The sequence below is a fragment of the Microcoleus sp. PH2017_05_CCC_O_A genome, from assembly GCF_020738785.1.
Classification (GTDB): domain Bacteria; phylum Cyanobacteriota; class Cyanobacteriia; order Cyanobacteriales; family Microcoleaceae; genus Microcoleus.
Map to the genome: position 1 here is coordinate 24,756 of NZ_JAEQCB010000026.1, position 15,660 is coordinate 40,415.

Consider the following 15,660-nt stretch of genomic DNA (forward strand, 5'->3'; position numbering starts at 1 on the left):
TATTGGTTATTCGTAACGCCCTAAAATCTCAAATTTCAAATCTCAATTATAAACAGGTATTAATTTCCGGATTTTACTACTTTGATGACATCACATGGTGGTACAAGTTCCCGTACCAGATTCCAGAAATGGGCGATCGGCGGAATTTGCATTCGATCGTGAGTTGTTACCAACACCACTTCGCGAGTCCAAGTCGGATCGATCGCCGATTGTCCGTTAGCGAAGCCCTCGAAGAGGATCGCCGAAACCTTGGAATTTGCGCGCTCAAGAGCGATCGATCGAATTGCTAAAGTGCGATCGGCCTTAGCGTCTAGCAAAGCTGAATGCGGCAGCAAAGCAATCAATTCTCCCTGGCGCACCACGCCTCGAAAAGCATCGAGAGTGTTGAGTTCCAAAACAGCATGAAGTTTAGCACCGATGCGTCCGAATTGCTCTTGTACCATGCGCTGCATTCCGTACCCGTCCTTAAACACCACTTGCGGGTAACAAATCAATTCCGGCCAAGGTACTCGATCGTACTGGGCCAGGGGATGACTCGCGGCCATTAATACCTCGATCGGCTCATTGTAGAGCACCTCAACCAACATTTCCGGGGCTTGAGTAAAATAGCGGTTGTTCATCACCACCGCGATGTCCACCAAACCGTCTTTGAGAACTTTCAAAGCTCGATCGCTTCCTAGGGATGTCACGCGCAACTGCACCTCAGGATAGCTGCGACAAAACCTTTGCAGCACAGGCGGTAAATAAGCAGCGCAAACCGAGTGAATCGCAGCCACGCAAAGTTCCGGCTGTTTTCCCGCCAGCAAGTCTCCCAATTCGACCGCAGCATTTCGCCAACTCTGACAGATTTTGCGAGCGTGAGGTAACAGGCGTTCCCCTCCCACTGTCAGCTTGGCGTGGGCGGTGCGGTGAAACAGCGACAAACCCACTTCCGCTTCAAGTCCCTGCACTTGACGGCTAATAGTCGATTGGGTGACGCCGCACTTCCGGGCTGCTTGCTGAAAGCTACCGGTTTCAGCAACTGAAAGAAATGCTTGAAGCTGCTCTAAGCGCATGGATGTTTAATTCGAGATGGTTTGAGAACTTTGACTGGGAGATCGTCAGAGACATTAGAGACCTTAACCGATTTAGTAGAATAATTTAGTACGTCTTGATACAGGTGCAGATTAGTTTGGATTCTGGTTCTAGAGGCGCGGATGCTTGGCTCTACAAATTAATTTGCTCGGTCAGGATTTATTAGGCTAAATTAGACTTAGACTATTCCATTCTCTGAGATTAAATGGGAGCATCTCTGTTTTGCAAGAAGCATTTTTTAAAGAGCGGACTGAAGTCCGTACTACGAACCTTTTTTGAACTCCCGACAGCACTGCATTTTTTAAAGAGCGGACTGAAGTCCGTACTACGAAACTTTTTTTAGCTCCCGACAGCACTGTAAATGCAAAACTGAGATGCTCCCAATTAAATCCATTATATGACTGGAAAACTTGATTGATAAAACGATTTAATTCAGCAAAGTTGAGCGTTCGATGTTTTTAAGTTTGTAACTCAACAGATTTAATGAATTGCACTGTCATAGGGGTTTCCTCAATCACTCTAGCTAACTTGTTTGTATGTAAGATTAAAAGTTAAAAGCTAGCATTTTAGATCGTACATCTTTCAAGATTATAGTACCTGGCTCTCCCTATTACTGTCAATAAATGTCCGAATCTTGCCGCCCGTTTGAAACCTCCGATGAACTTTCATCCCTGCCTAAAGTCACTGTTGTTTTCTGTTTTTTTGTGTATAGACTAGGAATTAGCGGGTCAGCAACACAAGTGCAAGTACGATCGATCGCACAGGAAAGGCGAAATGCAGAATTTTCTTAAGATTATGTCATTTAAGCACAATTTTATGCCCCAAGGTGGATGGGAAGAGTGGCAATTGCAGTTAATGGGACTGCACGCGGTGAGCGATTTGTTAATTGCCTTGGCTTATTACTCAATTCCAGCGATGCTGATCTACTTTGCCAGGAAGCAGCGGTATGTGCCTGCCAGCAAGGGTTTTATCCTATTGGGACTCGGGTTTTTCTGCGGTGGGACAACTCACCTGATGCAAGTTTCGATGCTGGTTCATCCCAGCTACGCGCTGTCAAGTTTGCTCGCTGCCTTTACCGCTGTCATTTCTGTGTGGGCTGTGGCCCAATTGATGCCCTCGCTTTCTCAAGTGTTGGCGGTGACGCGGGCGACACAATTAGCAGCAAATACAGCGCTGGAAAGTCAAAAGGCCGATCGACCGCAAGCTGGCTGTACCATTGAAAATCCCGTCCCATCCCCCAGCAGCGAACTCGGGCCAATTAACCAGCAATTGCTCCTAGAAATAGCGCAGTCGGAGGGAGTCCAACAACTCCTGCTGGAAATTGCCAACAAGCTGCAAGCAAGCGAAGAACGCTTTCGCGCTTTTCAGGAATTATCTCTAGACGGATTTAACGTGTTTCGCAGCATTCGTGACGGCTCTAAAATTGTCGATTTTGAATGGGAATACGTCAATCCCGCTGCGGCAAAAATTCAGCAAAGCACTCCTGAAGAAATGGTCGGAAAGCGATTGCTGCAAGTCCTGCCCGGTCATCAAGATAGCGGTTTGTTCGATCGTTACGTGCAAGTTGTAGAAACAGGAATTCCCCTCAATACTGAGATTTCTTACAACAGCGAAGGTATTGTCGGCTGGTTTCGGATTGTGACCGTTAAATTGGGCGACGGCATGGCTATTTCTTTTAGCGATATTACTGACCGCAAGCAAGTAGAAGCATCCCTGCGCGACGCCCTGCAAAAACTCACTTCTCATTTTGAAAATACGCCCCTAGCTGTGATTGAGTGGGATGAAAATTTTCGCCTCAGTGGGTGGTCTCCGGCTGCTGAAAAGATTTTTGGGTGGAAGGCAACAGAAGTTTTAGGCAAGCATTTTAGCGAATGGAACTTTATTTTTGACGGCGATGTGAAAGATGTACAAGCGGCAATTGAGAGTTTGAAAAACCAACACGAACGGTGCAATGTCGTTCGCAACAGCAATTATGATAAGTCGGGTTCTTTGGTGCATTGCGAGTGGCACAATTCGGCTTTTTACAGCGATTCTGGACAGTTGATCTCGATGCTGTCTCTGGTTTTGGACGTGACGGAACGCTTTAAGTTTATGGAAGTGCTGCGACAGTCAGAAGAGCGGTTTCGGATTGCGGCAGAAAGTGCGAGCGATTTGATTTACGAATGGGATATCGAGACCGGTATCGTGCTGTGGTTTGGTCGTGTAGATGAAATTTTGGGGTACGAAAAAGGCAGATTTCCGAGGACGAGAGCAGCTTGGAACAGTATTTTAAATTCGGAAGACCGATCGCAAATCGAGGCCGCAGTCGATCGATATTTGAGCGCGCCAGACAATTGGACTGCCCCATTTTTTCAGGAATACCGCGTGCAATGCTCCGGTGGTGGCTTGCTCCACTGGATCGATCGGGGCAAAGTAGTTCTTGACAAACAAGGCCATCCGTGGAAATGGATCGGCGTGATTAGCGACATCAGCGATCGCAAAGAGGCCGAAGAACAGCGAAATCAGGCTTGGGCGCGGGAACAAACCGCCCGCCGCGCAGCCGAAGCCAGCGAACAGTTGTACCGCATCCTCGCTGAAACTATCCCCCAAATAGTTTGGACTGCTTGGCCTGACGGCTGGATCGACTACTACAACCAACGCTGGTTTGAATACACCGGTTTGACCCTAGAAAAAACTCAAGGCTGGGGGTGGCAGCCAGTGGTGCATCCAGATGACTTGAAAAATTCCCTGGAACGCTGGAATGAGTCGGTGCAGATGGGGGAGACCTACGAGGTGGAATACCGCTTGAAACGGGCATCTGACGGGGTTTACCGCTGGCATCTGGGTCGCGCCATGCCAGTACGGGACGCTGACGGAAACATCCTCAAGTGGTTCGGGACTTCTACTGATATTGACGATCGCCAGCGATCGGCCCAAACAGCGGATTTGCGCGCCCGAGCTTTGGCTGTGCTGTCATCGGCTTCTTTGAATTACCAAGAGGCGCTGCAAGATTTGGCAGATTTAGCAGTACCGGGGCTGGGGGATTGGTGCTGCGTGCATTTAATCGAGGCCGACGGCTCGATCGGCTTGCAAGCAGTTGCTCACTCAGATCCGAGCAAAGTCGCTCTGTTGTGGCAAATCAATCGCCGTTTGCCGGTAGACCCCCAGGGACGCCACGGAGTAGCAAAGGTGCTGCGGACTGGAGAATCGAAGCTCTACCCAGAAATACCGCATTGGGCGATCGAGGCGGTGCTGTCGGACAACGAACTGTTGGAAGTGCTGTGCTACCAGAACCCGCTGTCGGCAATCTGCGTGCCGCTGATCGCTCGCGGGCGGACGCTGGGAGCGATTTCGTTGCTGTGCGGAGAGTCCGGCCGCCGCTGCGGCGAGGGCGATTTGATTTTGCTCTCGGATTTGGCGCGGGATGCGGCGGTGGCGATCGATAATGCGCGGCTTTACCGGGAAGCAGCGGAGGCCAACCGGATTAAAGACGAGTTTTTGGCAACGCTTTCTCACGAGTTGCGGACGCCTCTGAATGCAGTTGTCGGCTGGGCCCAGATACTGCGACAGCGCAAGTTGAGTGCCGAAAAAACGGCTGTGGGTTTGGAGACGATCGAGCGAAACGGGCGGTTGCAGACTCAGATGATTGAGGATTTGCTGGACGTTTCCCGGATTGTGAGTGGCAAAGTATGTTTGAAGCTGCGCCCCGTGGATTTGGTGCCGATTGTAGAAACCGCAGTCAAAGCGCTCGCCCCTGATGCTGAAGCTCGGGGAGTTGAATTGGCGACTTTTTATGGCGAAGGGGTGAGCTTGGTGAGGGGCGATGCTACTCGTTTGCAGCAGGTAGTGTGGAATTTGGTCTCGAATGCCATTAAGTTTACGCCACCGTCCGGTAGCGTGGAAATCAGGCTCTCGGAGGAGGGGGAACCGCGATCGGCTGGTAGTGCCATGTTGTCTCCGTCTCCGGTTCACTCTGTGACGATCGCCGTTAGCGATACGGGAATTGGCATCAGCAAGGAGTTTTTGCCGTTTGTGTTCGATCGCTTCCGCCAAGCTGACAGCAGTCATACACGCAATTACGGCGGGCTGGGAATCGGATTGGCGATCGTCCGCCATCTCGTGGAACTCCACGGCGGCACTGTCTGGGCCCAAAGTCCCGGCCTGGGACTCGGCTCGACTTTCGGTGTGCGATTGCCTATTGAAAAGAGGTAAAGAAGACAGAAGAAGACAGACGGCGGTTGAAACCGCGCCTAAACAGACAAAACCCGCCTCCGCGGGTTAAAGAGTGTCCGGTTGAAATTACCTTATCCTCTTCAGTCCGCGGAGGCGGACATCGTTTGTGTAGTCGCGAATTCTATTCGCCGTCTTTTCTTAATTCTACTATTGCATCCTAATTCTCTTGCCATTCTTGCAGGGCGATCGCAATTCCCTGTTTTAATCTGGGTTCGAGACTTGGACGATCGACTAAACTTGCTAATTGCTGCCGAACCTCTCCCCCACCCAGCCGTTTGAGTGCTGATAAACTATGCAGTCTGACGCTGTTATCGGCATCTGCCAACAGTTGAATCAACACATCTACCGCTCTGATATCTCCTAATTGTCCTAACGCTAAAGCCAAAGATTGTTTGATTTGGGAAGACTGCACCGCGGGATGATTGCCCTCTAGCAAATCGATCGCAATTTCAGCAGCTTTGGTTTTTAATTCCGGCTTTTCCACTCGCCCCAAAACAGTGACAATCTCTTGACAAACAGCAGGATTCTTGTTTTGAATTAATCGGTGTTCATCGATAATTGGAATTGCAGAATTACTTGTCAATACCTCGCCTTCTAAATCAGCAGCCGATCGCCAGATCAGCGCTTTTTGCAAATATTCTAAACCGGCAGCGGTTTCACTCCAGCCGAGGGCACGCACAGTTTCGATTTGCAATTCAAGGGGAGTTGCGGGCGATCGCAACAATTCAAATAAAGCCGCCGCCGCAGCATCGGTTTTCAGTCGCCCAATTGCGATCGCCGCCTCCTGACAAACTTCTAAACGGATATCCCAAAGCAAAGGTTTGAGCAACTTAACTAAATCTAATTCTGCATCTAAATAGGCGCGCACCCCAAGAGCCCGCACCGCTTCCTTTCTGACTGCTGTCGCCGGATCTTTGAGTGCACCTACCAGTACCGACGGAATCCGAGAGTCGTGAAAACTACTCAACGCCTCAATAGCGCAAGCACGCACCGCAACTTGAGAATCCGTGACTACACTCAACAGCGGTGGGATAATTTCGGGGCGCCGAATTTGGGCGAGGGCTGCTGTAGCAAACTGTCGCGAGTCTGCTTGTTGTAGGAGAGTTGTCAGGGATTCGATCGCACTCGTGCCGAAATTTCCTAGAGTTTCCGCCGCAATTTGGCTCAATTCTTCATCAGAATTTTCGATTAATTTTACTAAAGCTTGCATCACTTCCGGGCGATTGCCTTTGGGATAGCTAGGCTTCACGAACTTTCCGAGGATGCGGGCGGCAAACCACCGGGGCTCTGTATCTGCATCTTCGTCTTCAAGCAAGGCGATTAAAGGTGCGATCGCGCCATTTCCCAGATTGGGCAATACCTTAGCAATTTCCCAGCGGTCTTGAAAATCCCCCCATTCTAAGGCTGCGATTGCTAAACTGACAGCCTTTTCTAAAATATGTTCTTCCGGCTGCTGACTACCGTTTGCTGTCAATTGCTGCAAGCATTCAACTAAAAGAGGCCAGTTTTGGCGATCGGCAGCAGCTTGCGCTTGTTCTAAAATATTCGACATGATTTTAATTTAGCTTCAAGAAGGTAGATGACAGCTAGCGCAGAATGCGAGAGACTTTTCAGCAATCTTTTGCTACAATTATCAATTATTTAAGATTAATGTCAATCCATCACCATGGGTAAAATGTAATTACAGCATTAAATTCATGCACTTAAGTCATCCACCTGTGAAATTCTTAATTTGAAAAACCAAAATCGCAGTTTAGCACAGCTTTTAGACAACCAAGATAAAAACAACCACACCCAACCATGACATAATTCCCATTCCCAATTCCCAATTCCCAATTCCCAATTCCCAATTATTCATGAAAAAAGCTCTCCTTTTAGTAAACCAGCACTCCCGCAAAGGGCAAAATTTATTATCTCAAGCCACTGTAAAATTACAAGCACTTGGTTTTGATTTAATTGTCGAATCTACAAACCACGCAAATGAAATTTCCGAAACAATTCGGCACTACCAACATCAAGTCGAATTAGTAATAATCGGCGGAGGCGACGGCACACTCAACTGCGCCATAGAAGGTTTGATCGACACTAAATTACCCTTAGGTATTTTGCCAATGGGAACTGCTAACGATTTAGCCCGCACTCTCGAAATTCCAACAGATTTATCCGCAGCTTGTCAAGTAATTGCCAGCGGTAAAATTCGGCTCATAGACTTAGGTTGGGTGAACGGCCAGCATTTTTTTAATGTAGCTAGTTTAGGATTGAGCGTGCAAATTACCCAGAGACTTACTAAAGACGTGAAACAGCGCTGGGGAGTTTTAGCTTATGCTTTTACCGCCTTACAAACAATCTGGGAATCGCGACCATTTAGAGCCGAAATTAAAGTAAACAACCAATCTTTTCATGTGAAAACCATTCAAATTGCGATCGGCAACGGCCGCTATTACGGCGGTGGCATGACAGTTGCCGAAGATGCCACCATCGACGACAGGCGGCTGGATTTGTATAGTTTAGAGACAAAAAATTGGTGGGAAATCATTGCTTTGCTGCCAGCGATGAGGCAAGGAAATCATAACAGTTGGCCCAACGTTCGCGCCTTGCACGCTCAAGAAATTGAGATCAATACTAGCAAGCGCCGTCCGATTAATACCGACGGTGAAATTACCACTCAAACGCCTGCAAAATTCCGAGTGATTCCCCAAGCTTTGGCCGTTATCGCTCCTGCATAACTGATAACTCATATATCAGTAACGGGCAAGATGCCCGTTCCACAAAAGATTAATTTAATACCAATTTTTCAGAAGAATGCAACAGTATTCTTGTCCCCCCCCTTAGCAAGGGGGGGCTAGGGGGGGGTCAAAGAGTGTTGCACAATTTTAGATAATTGGTATAACTTCCAGGCTAAGCGCCCGGTAATATCATATCCGCTCGATTACCATAGTAAAAAAGGTTCGTAGTGAGGACTTTATTCCTTAATAGAAGAAGGACTAAAGTCCTCACTACAAACCCAGTTTTATTGTCATCAGACAAATTAGGTACGTAGTTGCGCTTCAGCGCTCTTTCCTAATATTATAAAGAGCGCTGAAGCGCAACTACGTACCTTCGCCCAAAGGAAAGTGCTTACTACGAATAAAAATACTGAGAATTAATAATCGCCTCCAGCGCCGTATTTCCAGGCTTCAACTAATCGGTGAAAATAGTATTGCTGTTGGGTTCCTAAATTTTTTACCTGCGGTTCTACCGCTTTCCCTAAAGGCTGTAATCCTGTATAAATCCCTAAATTCACATAATGAACCATCCAATCGAGCAAATTAGCTATCCCCACCTGCGGGATAATTTTCATCACCAATCCCGGATGGCTGATTGCAGTTTTAAATAAAGTTTGCGACAAAGCCGGAAACAGCACGATATCCTGAAGAAACGGCTTGAGCACTGGTTCTCCCAATTCTTCCATTATTCCAAATACAGCAGCCAAAAGTTGATTGATTTGATTGGGGTTTAATTTCTGATTCATCGCAGCACTCATCGAACGCTGAAACAACCAAGTAACTGATAGATTTGGTTGATACGGTTGCAAAAGTGCCAGGGAATTTTTGTCTAGACTTTCGCTGGTTAAAGCTTCGTCAATTCCGAGAGTCAAGCGTTTGAGGTGGCGCACCATTGCCCCGAAACCGCCGAAGCTGAGGGGCGATTGGCTGCCGCTGCTGTCTCCGACTGGAAGTATCCGATTCCAAGGCATTTTTAGAGGGCTTTGGCGGTAGCAGGGAAAGAATCCGTAGAGTGCTCTTTGGAATTTTAACTGTTCGAGTTCGACGTTTTGATATTCGGGAAGCAAGCGCAAATAGTCTTCAAATAATGTTTCTAAACTAAATCTTTTTGTGTCGGCGTCTATATAGGTAAATAAGTAAGTCGTGCGCCCGTCTCTGGCGGGAAATGCTTCCCAAAAATATTGGCACTGATTTTGCATTGGGGTGAAGGATGCAAATATATCGCCAGTGTCATTTTTGGGGTATCCTTGGGCACAACTGCCGACTACTAAACATACGGCGTCGGGTTTTTTGCCTTGTCTTGCCTGACGGACAATGGGCGAAAAATATCCCATTGCGTCTAATAATAATCTGGTTGTAAATGAAGTGTTGACATTTGGTGAATCGGTATTTTCTGATTCTACTATAACTCCGTTGGGGTGAATTGTTGCTGTTTTAAATGGTGTATTTTCAAATAGTTTTCCTCCGAAATGGAGAAATTTATGTTTGAGGGTTTCGAGGAGGTAAATAGGGTCGATGCCGATGTTGAGTACGTCGCGAATCCAGATGTCAGGGGTGTTGGTAAAGCTGATGCGGGCTGGGTTGTATTCGGTGGCAATTGCTTTGTCTATTTCTTCAACTGAAAGCAAGTTTAGTTCTAAGAATGCGTCTAATTCTTTGCGTGAAATGTTCCATTCTTGTTCGCGCCCTCGCAGGATGCCGCGTTCGAGTAAGGCTACTCGCCAACCGCGTACTGCTAAGGCTGTACCGATTAATATTCCTAGGGTTCCGCCGCTGATAACTATGTCGAAGTCGAGGGTTTCTAGGGGTTGTTGGCTGTGTTTGACGGCTGCGGGTGTTGGGGCGGTGTTTTGTTTGAGGTTTTCCCAGAGTCGATCGACCTTTCGCAGGCCTCCAAGGGCGTCTCCCGGCACTTGGGAGAGAATTTTTTCGGTGAGGGACATCGGGTTTTAATATTTAATAGCGGTTAATTTTATATAATTTAGCTTAGAATCTGGTCTGCATTTAAATTTAAGTTTTGGGCGGGTTCTCCGGCCCACCCCACAAGAGTTCCCGAGGGAGCATCTCAGTTTTGCATTTACAGTGCGAGCGTCCCCGCTCGCGTGCGTATAAAAGCACGCGAGCGGGGACGCTCGCACTGTGAAGAAAAAATGCTTCTTGCAAAACTGAGATGCTCCCGTTCCCGATCGGTAGGGTGCGTCAATCGATTTTAGATTTTAGATTTTAGAGGCGACCCACGGATAAATTCGGGGGCTTGATGATTTTCGATTTGGGATTGATTCCACGGATAAATCACGTGGCGGGTACCACCTGTGAAATTCTTGGTCAGCTAGGATGATTTTGGCGACAAACCAACCATCTCAGACTGAGGTAAGCTGTTGCGGCATTTAAACTGTATGTCAAGAAATAATCTAAGTCTTGTGGGATGGGCTTCTAGCCCGTCCCGAATATGCAATGTTTATTTGCACGACAGCTTATCCCCGGAATCAATGGTGCGTCAGCCTGAGACTTTGGGTGGTGATTGAAAATGTCACACCTGACGCACCCTACTTATTTGTCAACTGGTTTAATCAGGTGCGCTTAATTCTTCAACTCGCAGTCGATCGCACAAAATTCGCTCGCACACAATAGCACCCGTCTCCGCACTCCTGCAAACTTCTAACTGAGCGGACGGGAGCGCTTCAAACAAAAAACGTTCTCCCGGAAACACCGTCCGCTCAAAATACCAATTCGGAATATTTGTAATCCGAGCAATTTGCATTTGGCTAGTAGTATTGAGATACCAACACAAAATACGCGCATCACGTTCCGAAATTACCTGAGTAAGTGTCATATTCATGTTTTTAACTTGTTTGTGAAATTGTGTAAGGTATCTGTCACCAGCCTCAGTCTAATATATATCCGCTCGCCTGTCAAAATCAAATTTTCCCGACATTCTTTAGATTAATTAATAATTAATTAATAAATGTCCCTGAGGAAATAGTGGCGCCTTCCACCTGTTCCCAAGAAGGTGCAAAAGGTGGCAGTGCTAAAGTGCAAGATTTCCATCCTCCTCGCACTGGTGCGCCTAACAATTGACAGTGACCCACGGCACCTCTTTGCATCTTGTAGTGACCGCAAAATTTACACTTAGAAGTTTGATTGCAGCCGCGATCGCTAATTACCCGATTGGGATTGCTGTGAATGTTGTGGCGTTCGAGAGTCAGGGTTTCCATCAAGATCTTTTTTAAATCGTCACTCTCAAGTATGACAGCCGGATTTCAGTCGTCGCGTCTATCTCAAGGCTTAGTTCGTTACTTAAGTTTTATTAAGGATCGATATAAAACACATTATTTTTGACATTATAAACCCAGGGAGCAATTTAATTTTCTGATTGTCGAATTGCTGGGTGTGGCTGGACGGGCGATCGCCTTAGCGCTGTGTATACTTCCTCAGACATAAGCTAATTGTCCTCTTCTAACTTGCTGAACAAGTCGGCTAAAATTGTATTAGAAAACAAAAAACCTTCGGGATCGCTCAATCTCAAATTTCCCGAAAGGAGCAGTTTTTCACCTTCGGCTAAAGTGGCGATCGCCCCAGCATTCACAATTTCCACCAATCCCTGCCGCCAGTAGGGCTGCAAGCAATGCCAAATTTTATCAACCGTTTGCTGAGTAAACTTTTCAGTCAGCGCCGACAGGCTAACCCCTTCTGCCAAACGCAAACCTAGCATCAGCGTTTCTAACAAAACGTCATTGTCTGAGACTTGAAAATTGGGTTCAATTGCTGGGTGAATATCGGTCTGGGTCTCCCCCCCCAGTTGGGCGGTAGCAGCAGAAGTTGTCTCGGAAAGATTTCGCACCCACTGATAATATTCTTGAGTTTTGCGAGGCCTTGTCAACCTCCGGCCTTCCACATAACTCGCCGCCCCCATCCCCAAGCCGTAATAAGGGCGATTTTCCCAATAAACGCGGTTGTGCTGACACTGATAGCCTGGCCTAGCATAATTGGAAATTTCGTAATGTTCGTAGCCAGCATCAGTCAGAATTTCCTGCGCTAAACGGTACATTTGAGCAGCAGTTTCATCGGCTGGTAGCGGCTGGGAACCTGCTTCAAAATATCGCCCGAAAGCTGTTAAGGGCTCAACAATTAAGTCATAACTCGACAGGTGAGTCGGGCTAATTGCTACCGCTGATTTTAGGGAAGCTTCCCATTGTTCTAAGGTTTGGTGCGGCAGTCCAGAAATGAGGTCTAAACTGAAATTGACAATCCCAGCCGATCGCACTATTTCTACTGATTCCAAAATTTCTGCCACCGAGTGCGATCGCCCGCAAGCTTGCAGCAATTCATCCTGAAAAGCTTGCACTCCCAAACTAACTCGATTTACTCCCGCTGCGGCATATCCCCGCAACTGTTCTAAAGTAAACGTTCCAGGGTCAATTTCTATTGAAATTTCTGCCCCAGCAGCAATGCCAAATTTGCCGTCGATAGTTTCTAAAATATGGCTCAATTGACTGACAGAAAGCAGCGAAGGCGTGCCACCACCAAAAAAAACTGTCTTTAGAGATGTACCTAAATTTGGAGTTTCTGCAATTTCTTGACACAGTACGGCAACGTATTGGACAATTGTGCCGGAATTTTCGCCATTTTTGCGATCGCCCACCACAAAAACCGGAAAGTCGCAGTAGTAACAGCGGCGGCGACAAAAAGGTACGTGCAGGTAAGCCGAACTGGGAATGCCGGAATTTGCCACCTGCCCACTTTTTGGGAATTCAAATGTTAAATAATCTGTGGTAGGGTTCATTACATTTCCAGCTAAAAGTGCAACTTCAAATCTAAAGTTTTAATTAAACCGTTATAAATAATTATGTATATTGTGACATTTTCTTAGCAAGAAAGAGCCCGCTCTTTTAGTTTAACCTCGCACCGGTCGCGATCGGCAGTAATTCCCGAACAGGTTGCAGGGCGGTCTATTCGCACCTCATGTCTGCCCGTGAAGGGGCGCGCTCAATGCCGTGAAGCAGGGGTAGCATATCCCCCTGCACGGTACTGGCGCGAAATATAAGTTCATAAAAATTGGTAAGTAAAGATAGCGATATCCGACCGCAACCACGAAAAAACTATCAGCACTAGAAAGATATAATATAAACACATTCATTAACCTAGAACTAAATGCTAGACGCAATCATAATTATCTCATTCATAATTGCAGGCGGAGGAATCGGCTATTACGGAGTCGAGCTCCTGCCAAACAACCTGCTGGAGCAAGTTACAAATATACAAGGCCTAAGTTCGGTACTGGGCTCGTTTGGAGCATTAATCGGCTTCGTGTTGGGATTAGTCGCTCAAACAACCTACCGGCGGTTAGAAAAGCAAGTCCGCGATATGCCGGTGGAAATGCTGCTGACACGGGCGATCGGCTTAATCATCGGGCTGCTAGTCGCCAACTTAATGCTGGCTCCGCTGTTCCTGCTGCCAATTCCCCGCGAGTTCGGCTTCATCAAACCCCTAGTCGCAGTATTGGGCAGCGTCATGTTCGGCTTCACAGGCGTCAGTTTGACAGACACCCACGGCCGCGCTTTCCTGCGACTGATCAACCCCAAAAGCTTAGACACCACAGTGTTGATAGGCGAAGGTAATTTCAAGCCAACAAGTGCCAAAGTTGTCGATACAAGCTGCATTATTGACGGCCGGATTGAAAACCTGCTAGAAACAGGCTTCCTCGAAGGTCAAATTATCATCCCGCAATTCGTGCTGCAAGAACTGCAACTGGTAGCTGATTCCGCTAACGATCAAAAGCGAGTGCGCGGGCGCCGCGGCTTAGATGTACTCAACCGCATCAAAGAAACATATCCAGAACGGATTCAAATTCACTCGGCTGACTACGAAGAGATTGCCACAGTCGATGCTAAATTAGTCCGATTCGCTTTGGATATCGACGGCATTTTGCTCACCAACGATTACAACTTGTCGAAAGTAGCTACCGTTCAAAAACTGCCCGTTTTAAATATCAACGATTTGACTCATGCAGTGCGCCCGACTTATTTGCCGGGAGATACGATCGAACTAAAAATCCGCAAAGAAGGCAAAGAACCGTCTCAGGGAATCGGTTACTTGGATGACGGCACAATGGTTGTCGTAGAAGCAGGTAGCAGCTACGTCGGCGCCGAAGCCCGAGTCGTAGTTACTAGCGCCTTGCAAACTAGCGCGGGCCGCATGATTTTTGCCCGCCCTCAAGAGTCCGTTATTGCTTGAAACTGAGAAACAATGGCCAGAGGAATTAGGGTTAAATATTGCGATCGCTGTTCCCTATCTGCCCCGACTCTCTACCGCGCCCGGTATGACGAGTCGGGGCAGTGGTTTTTTCTCTGTCTTAAATGTTGGGAATCGGTAAGTAAAAACAATCCTTTTTACTTCTACGGCGGCACTTGGAAAGCCAGCAAGAAAAAATCAAGTTTGTAGTGAGGGCTTTAGTCCGCTCTCTGCCGTTTAGTCAATCAGGACTTTAGTCCGAACGATCGAACAATTTTGATGAACTAGAGTAGTATCGCATCTTCATACAAAGCCTCGATCGCACAGCTAAAATTAACGCTCGCCAACTGAACGTCTTGCCCTTCACTGTAAGGATAAAGCACCCACAAACCCTCTGCATTCCGGCGAAAACACTCTACACTAACTCTTTCTTGATTGATTAATACATACTCTTGCAAACTTTCGGAAGTACGGTAATCGGCAAACTTTTCGCCTCTGTCAAAAGCCGCTGTTGTAGGCGATAAAACTTCCACAATTAAGCGCGGGTAGATAATGAAATCTTCAGCAGTATTACTGTCCCGTTCATCGCAAGTCACCGCTACATCGGGATAGTAATAACAATTTGCTGCCTCAATCCGAACTTTTATGTTTGCCATGTAAGGTATACAGCCACTTCCCCGAAGATGGTTTCTCAAAAGTACAGATACGTTCCCCATAATAATGACATGAGCTTTGCTTGCCCCTGCTTTTGCATAGACTTTTCCTTGTCTGTACTCGTGTTTGATGGGGCTGACTTTCTCGCCTGCTAAATAGTCTTCGGGGGAGACGTAGGTGTCGCTTTTACTTGCAACCATATAATTTTGAGGTGGGTGAGGATTACACAATTATAGCTCGTCGATGCGCGATCGCTCAGAATACCAGGCGGTTGAAACGGCGTCTGTACAAACTCTCATCCCAACCCAGAGGGGTTGAAGAGCGGTTAAAATTAGCAGAAAGAATTAGTTGAAAGCCTATCCCTTATAAGGAGAAATAAAAAGAAAACTATTTATTACTCCAATCCTCTTCCTTCTAGGTCAACTGATGTCCTAGGTTAACCATTCGACTACGTTCACGGCAAGCTGTCAACTGTCAACTGTAGACAAGATTGCATAAGTCTTCGATCGATCCTGCAACCGCAGATGTCAGACAGATAAACACAGGTAAACGCAGATAATTTCAGGGTGTTTTCCGATTTTTGCAAGAGGTCTTGTCAACTGTCAACTGTCAACTGTCAACTGTCAACTGAGTCCCTCCCTCGGGCATCATTTGACCCTTTGGTGATTTGCACCGCAGTCTGCTCTTTTAAAAATGTCAGAGAACATTCTTATCAAGAATAATA

General features: G+C 47.1%; 11 protein-coding genes. 4 read left to right on the forward strand and 7 right to left on the reverse strand.

Annotated features, from left to right (window positions below; genetic code table 11):
• Positions 1–59: 59 nt before the first annotated feature.
• Positions 60–1,055, reverse strand: coding sequence for a LysR family transcriptional regulator (locus JGK20_RS08295; protein ID WP_293230028.1), 996 nt, complete (start codon positions 1,053–1,055; stop codon positions 60–62).
• An 814-nt stretch (positions 1,056–1,869) separates the two neighbouring features.
• Here JGK20_RS08295 and JGK20_RS08300 point away from each other — a divergent pair.
• The gene (locus JGK20_RS08300) at positions 1,870–5,265 is read left to right on the forward strand and encodes a PAS domain S-box protein (protein WP_293230030.1); all 3,396 of its coding nucleotides are present in this window, start codon (positions 1,870–1,872) and stop codon (positions 5,263–5,265) included.
• A gap of 178 nt (positions 5,266–5,443) precedes the next feature.
• Here JGK20_RS08300 and JGK20_RS08305 read toward each other — a convergent pair whose 3' ends face one another.
• Complete coding sequence (locus JGK20_RS08305; RefSeq protein ID WP_293195988.1) at positions 5,444–6,838, reverse strand: HEAT repeat domain-containing protein; 1,395 nt, start codon at positions 6,836–6,838, stop codon at positions 5,444–5,446.
• Between the two features lie 304 nt (positions 6,839–7,142).
• Here JGK20_RS08305 and JGK20_RS08310 point away from each other — a divergent pair, with 304 nt between their 5' ends.
• Entirely contained in the window at positions 7,143–8,012 is an 870-nt protein-coding gene (locus tag JGK20_RS08310; protein ID WP_293175113.1) for a lipid kinase, read from the forward strand.
• Positions 8,013–8,428: 416 nt separating this feature from the next.
• Here the strand turns inward: JGK20_RS08310 and JGK20_RS08315 are convergent, their stop codons facing one another.
• From JGK20_RS08315 to hemW, 4 genes are all read right to left on the reverse strand, one after another.
• Positions 8,429–9,994, reverse strand: coding sequence for an FAD-binding oxidoreductase (locus tag JGK20_RS08315; protein WP_293230033.1), 1,566 nt, complete (start codon positions 9,992–9,994; stop codon positions 8,429–8,431).
• A 623-nt stretch (positions 9,995–10,617) separates the two neighbouring features.
• A complete protein-coding gene (locus JGK20_RS08320; protein WP_293175117.1) occupies positions 10,618–10,884 on the reverse strand; it encodes a DUF1830 domain-containing protein in 267 nt (88 codons plus the stop codon).
• A gap of 121 nt (positions 10,885–11,005) precedes the next feature.
• Entirely contained in the window at positions 11,006–11,266 is a 261-nt protein-coding gene (locus JGK20_RS08325) for a hypothetical protein (protein ID WP_293175119.1), read from the reverse strand.
• A 227-nt stretch (positions 11,267–11,493) separates the two neighbouring features.
• Entirely contained in the window at positions 11,494–12,834 is a 1,341-nt protein-coding gene (gene hemW, locus JGK20_RS08330; protein WP_293175121.1) for a radical SAM family heme chaperone HemW, read from the reverse strand.
• Between the two features lie 368 nt (positions 12,835–13,202).
• Between hemW and JGK20_RS08335 the strand changes: the two genes are divergently transcribed.
• Both JGK20_RS08335 and JGK20_RS08340 read left to right on the forward strand, forming a co-directional pair.
• Positions 13,203–14,285, forward strand: a complete 1,083-nt coding sequence (locus JGK20_RS08335; protein WP_293175123.1) for a PIN/TRAM domain-containing protein — start codon at positions 13,203–13,205, stop codon at positions 14,283–14,285.
• Between the two features lie 12 nt (positions 14,286–14,297).
• The gene (locus tag JGK20_RS08340; protein ID WP_293191826.1) at positions 14,298–14,492 is read left to right on the forward strand and encodes a hypothetical protein; all 195 of its coding nucleotides are present in this window, start codon (positions 14,298–14,300) and stop codon (positions 14,490–14,492) included.
• Between the two features lie 74 nt (positions 14,493–14,566).
• Here the strand turns inward: JGK20_RS08340 and JGK20_RS08345 are convergent, their stop codons facing one another.
• Entirely contained in the window at positions 14,567–15,136 is a 570-nt protein-coding gene (locus tag JGK20_RS08345) for a Uma2 family endonuclease (RefSeq protein WP_293191829.1), read from the reverse strand.
• Positions 15,137–15,660: the final 524 nt, after the last annotated feature.

Coding starts and splice junctions, on each gene's coding strand:
- JGK20_RS08295 (WP_293230028.1), bottom strand. CDS start 1,055: ATGCGCTTAGAGCAGCTTCAAGCATTTCTTTCAGTTGCTGAAACCGGT.
- JGK20_RS08300 (WP_293230030.1), top strand. CDS start 1,870: ATGTCATTTAAGCACAATTTTATGCCCCAAGGTGGATGGGAAGAGTGG.
- JGK20_RS08305 (WP_293195988.1), bottom strand. CDS start 6,838: ATGTCGAATATTTTAGAACAAGCGCAAGCTGCTGCCGATCGCCAAAAC.
- JGK20_RS08310 (WP_293175113.1), top strand. CDS start 7,143: ATGAAAAAAGCTCTCCTTTTAGTAAACCAGCACTCCCGCAAAGGGCAA.
- JGK20_RS08315 (WP_293230033.1), bottom strand. CDS start 9,994: ATGTCCCTCACCGAAAAAATTCTCTCCCAAGTGCCGGGAGACGCCCTT.
- JGK20_RS08320 (WP_293175117.1), bottom strand. CDS start 10,884: ATGACACTTACTCAGGTAATTTCGGAACGTGATGCGCGTATTTTGTGT.
- JGK20_RS08325 (WP_293175119.1), bottom strand. CDS start 11,266: ATGGAAACCCTGACTCTCGAACGCCACAACATTCACAGCAATCCCAAT.
- hemW (WP_293175121.1), bottom strand. CDS start 12,834: ATGAACCCTACCACAGATTATTTAACATTTGAATTCCCAAAAAGTGGG.
- JGK20_RS08335 (WP_293175123.1), top strand. CDS start 13,203: ATGCTAGACGCAATCATAATTATCTCATTCATAATTGCAGGCGGAGGA.
- JGK20_RS08340 (WP_293191826.1), top strand. CDS start 14,298: ATGGCCAGAGGAATTAGGGTTAAATATTGCGATCGCTGTTCCCTATCT.
- JGK20_RS08345 (WP_293191829.1), bottom strand. CDS start 15,136: ATGGTTGCAAGTAAAAGCGACACCTACGTCTCCCCCGAAGACTATTTA.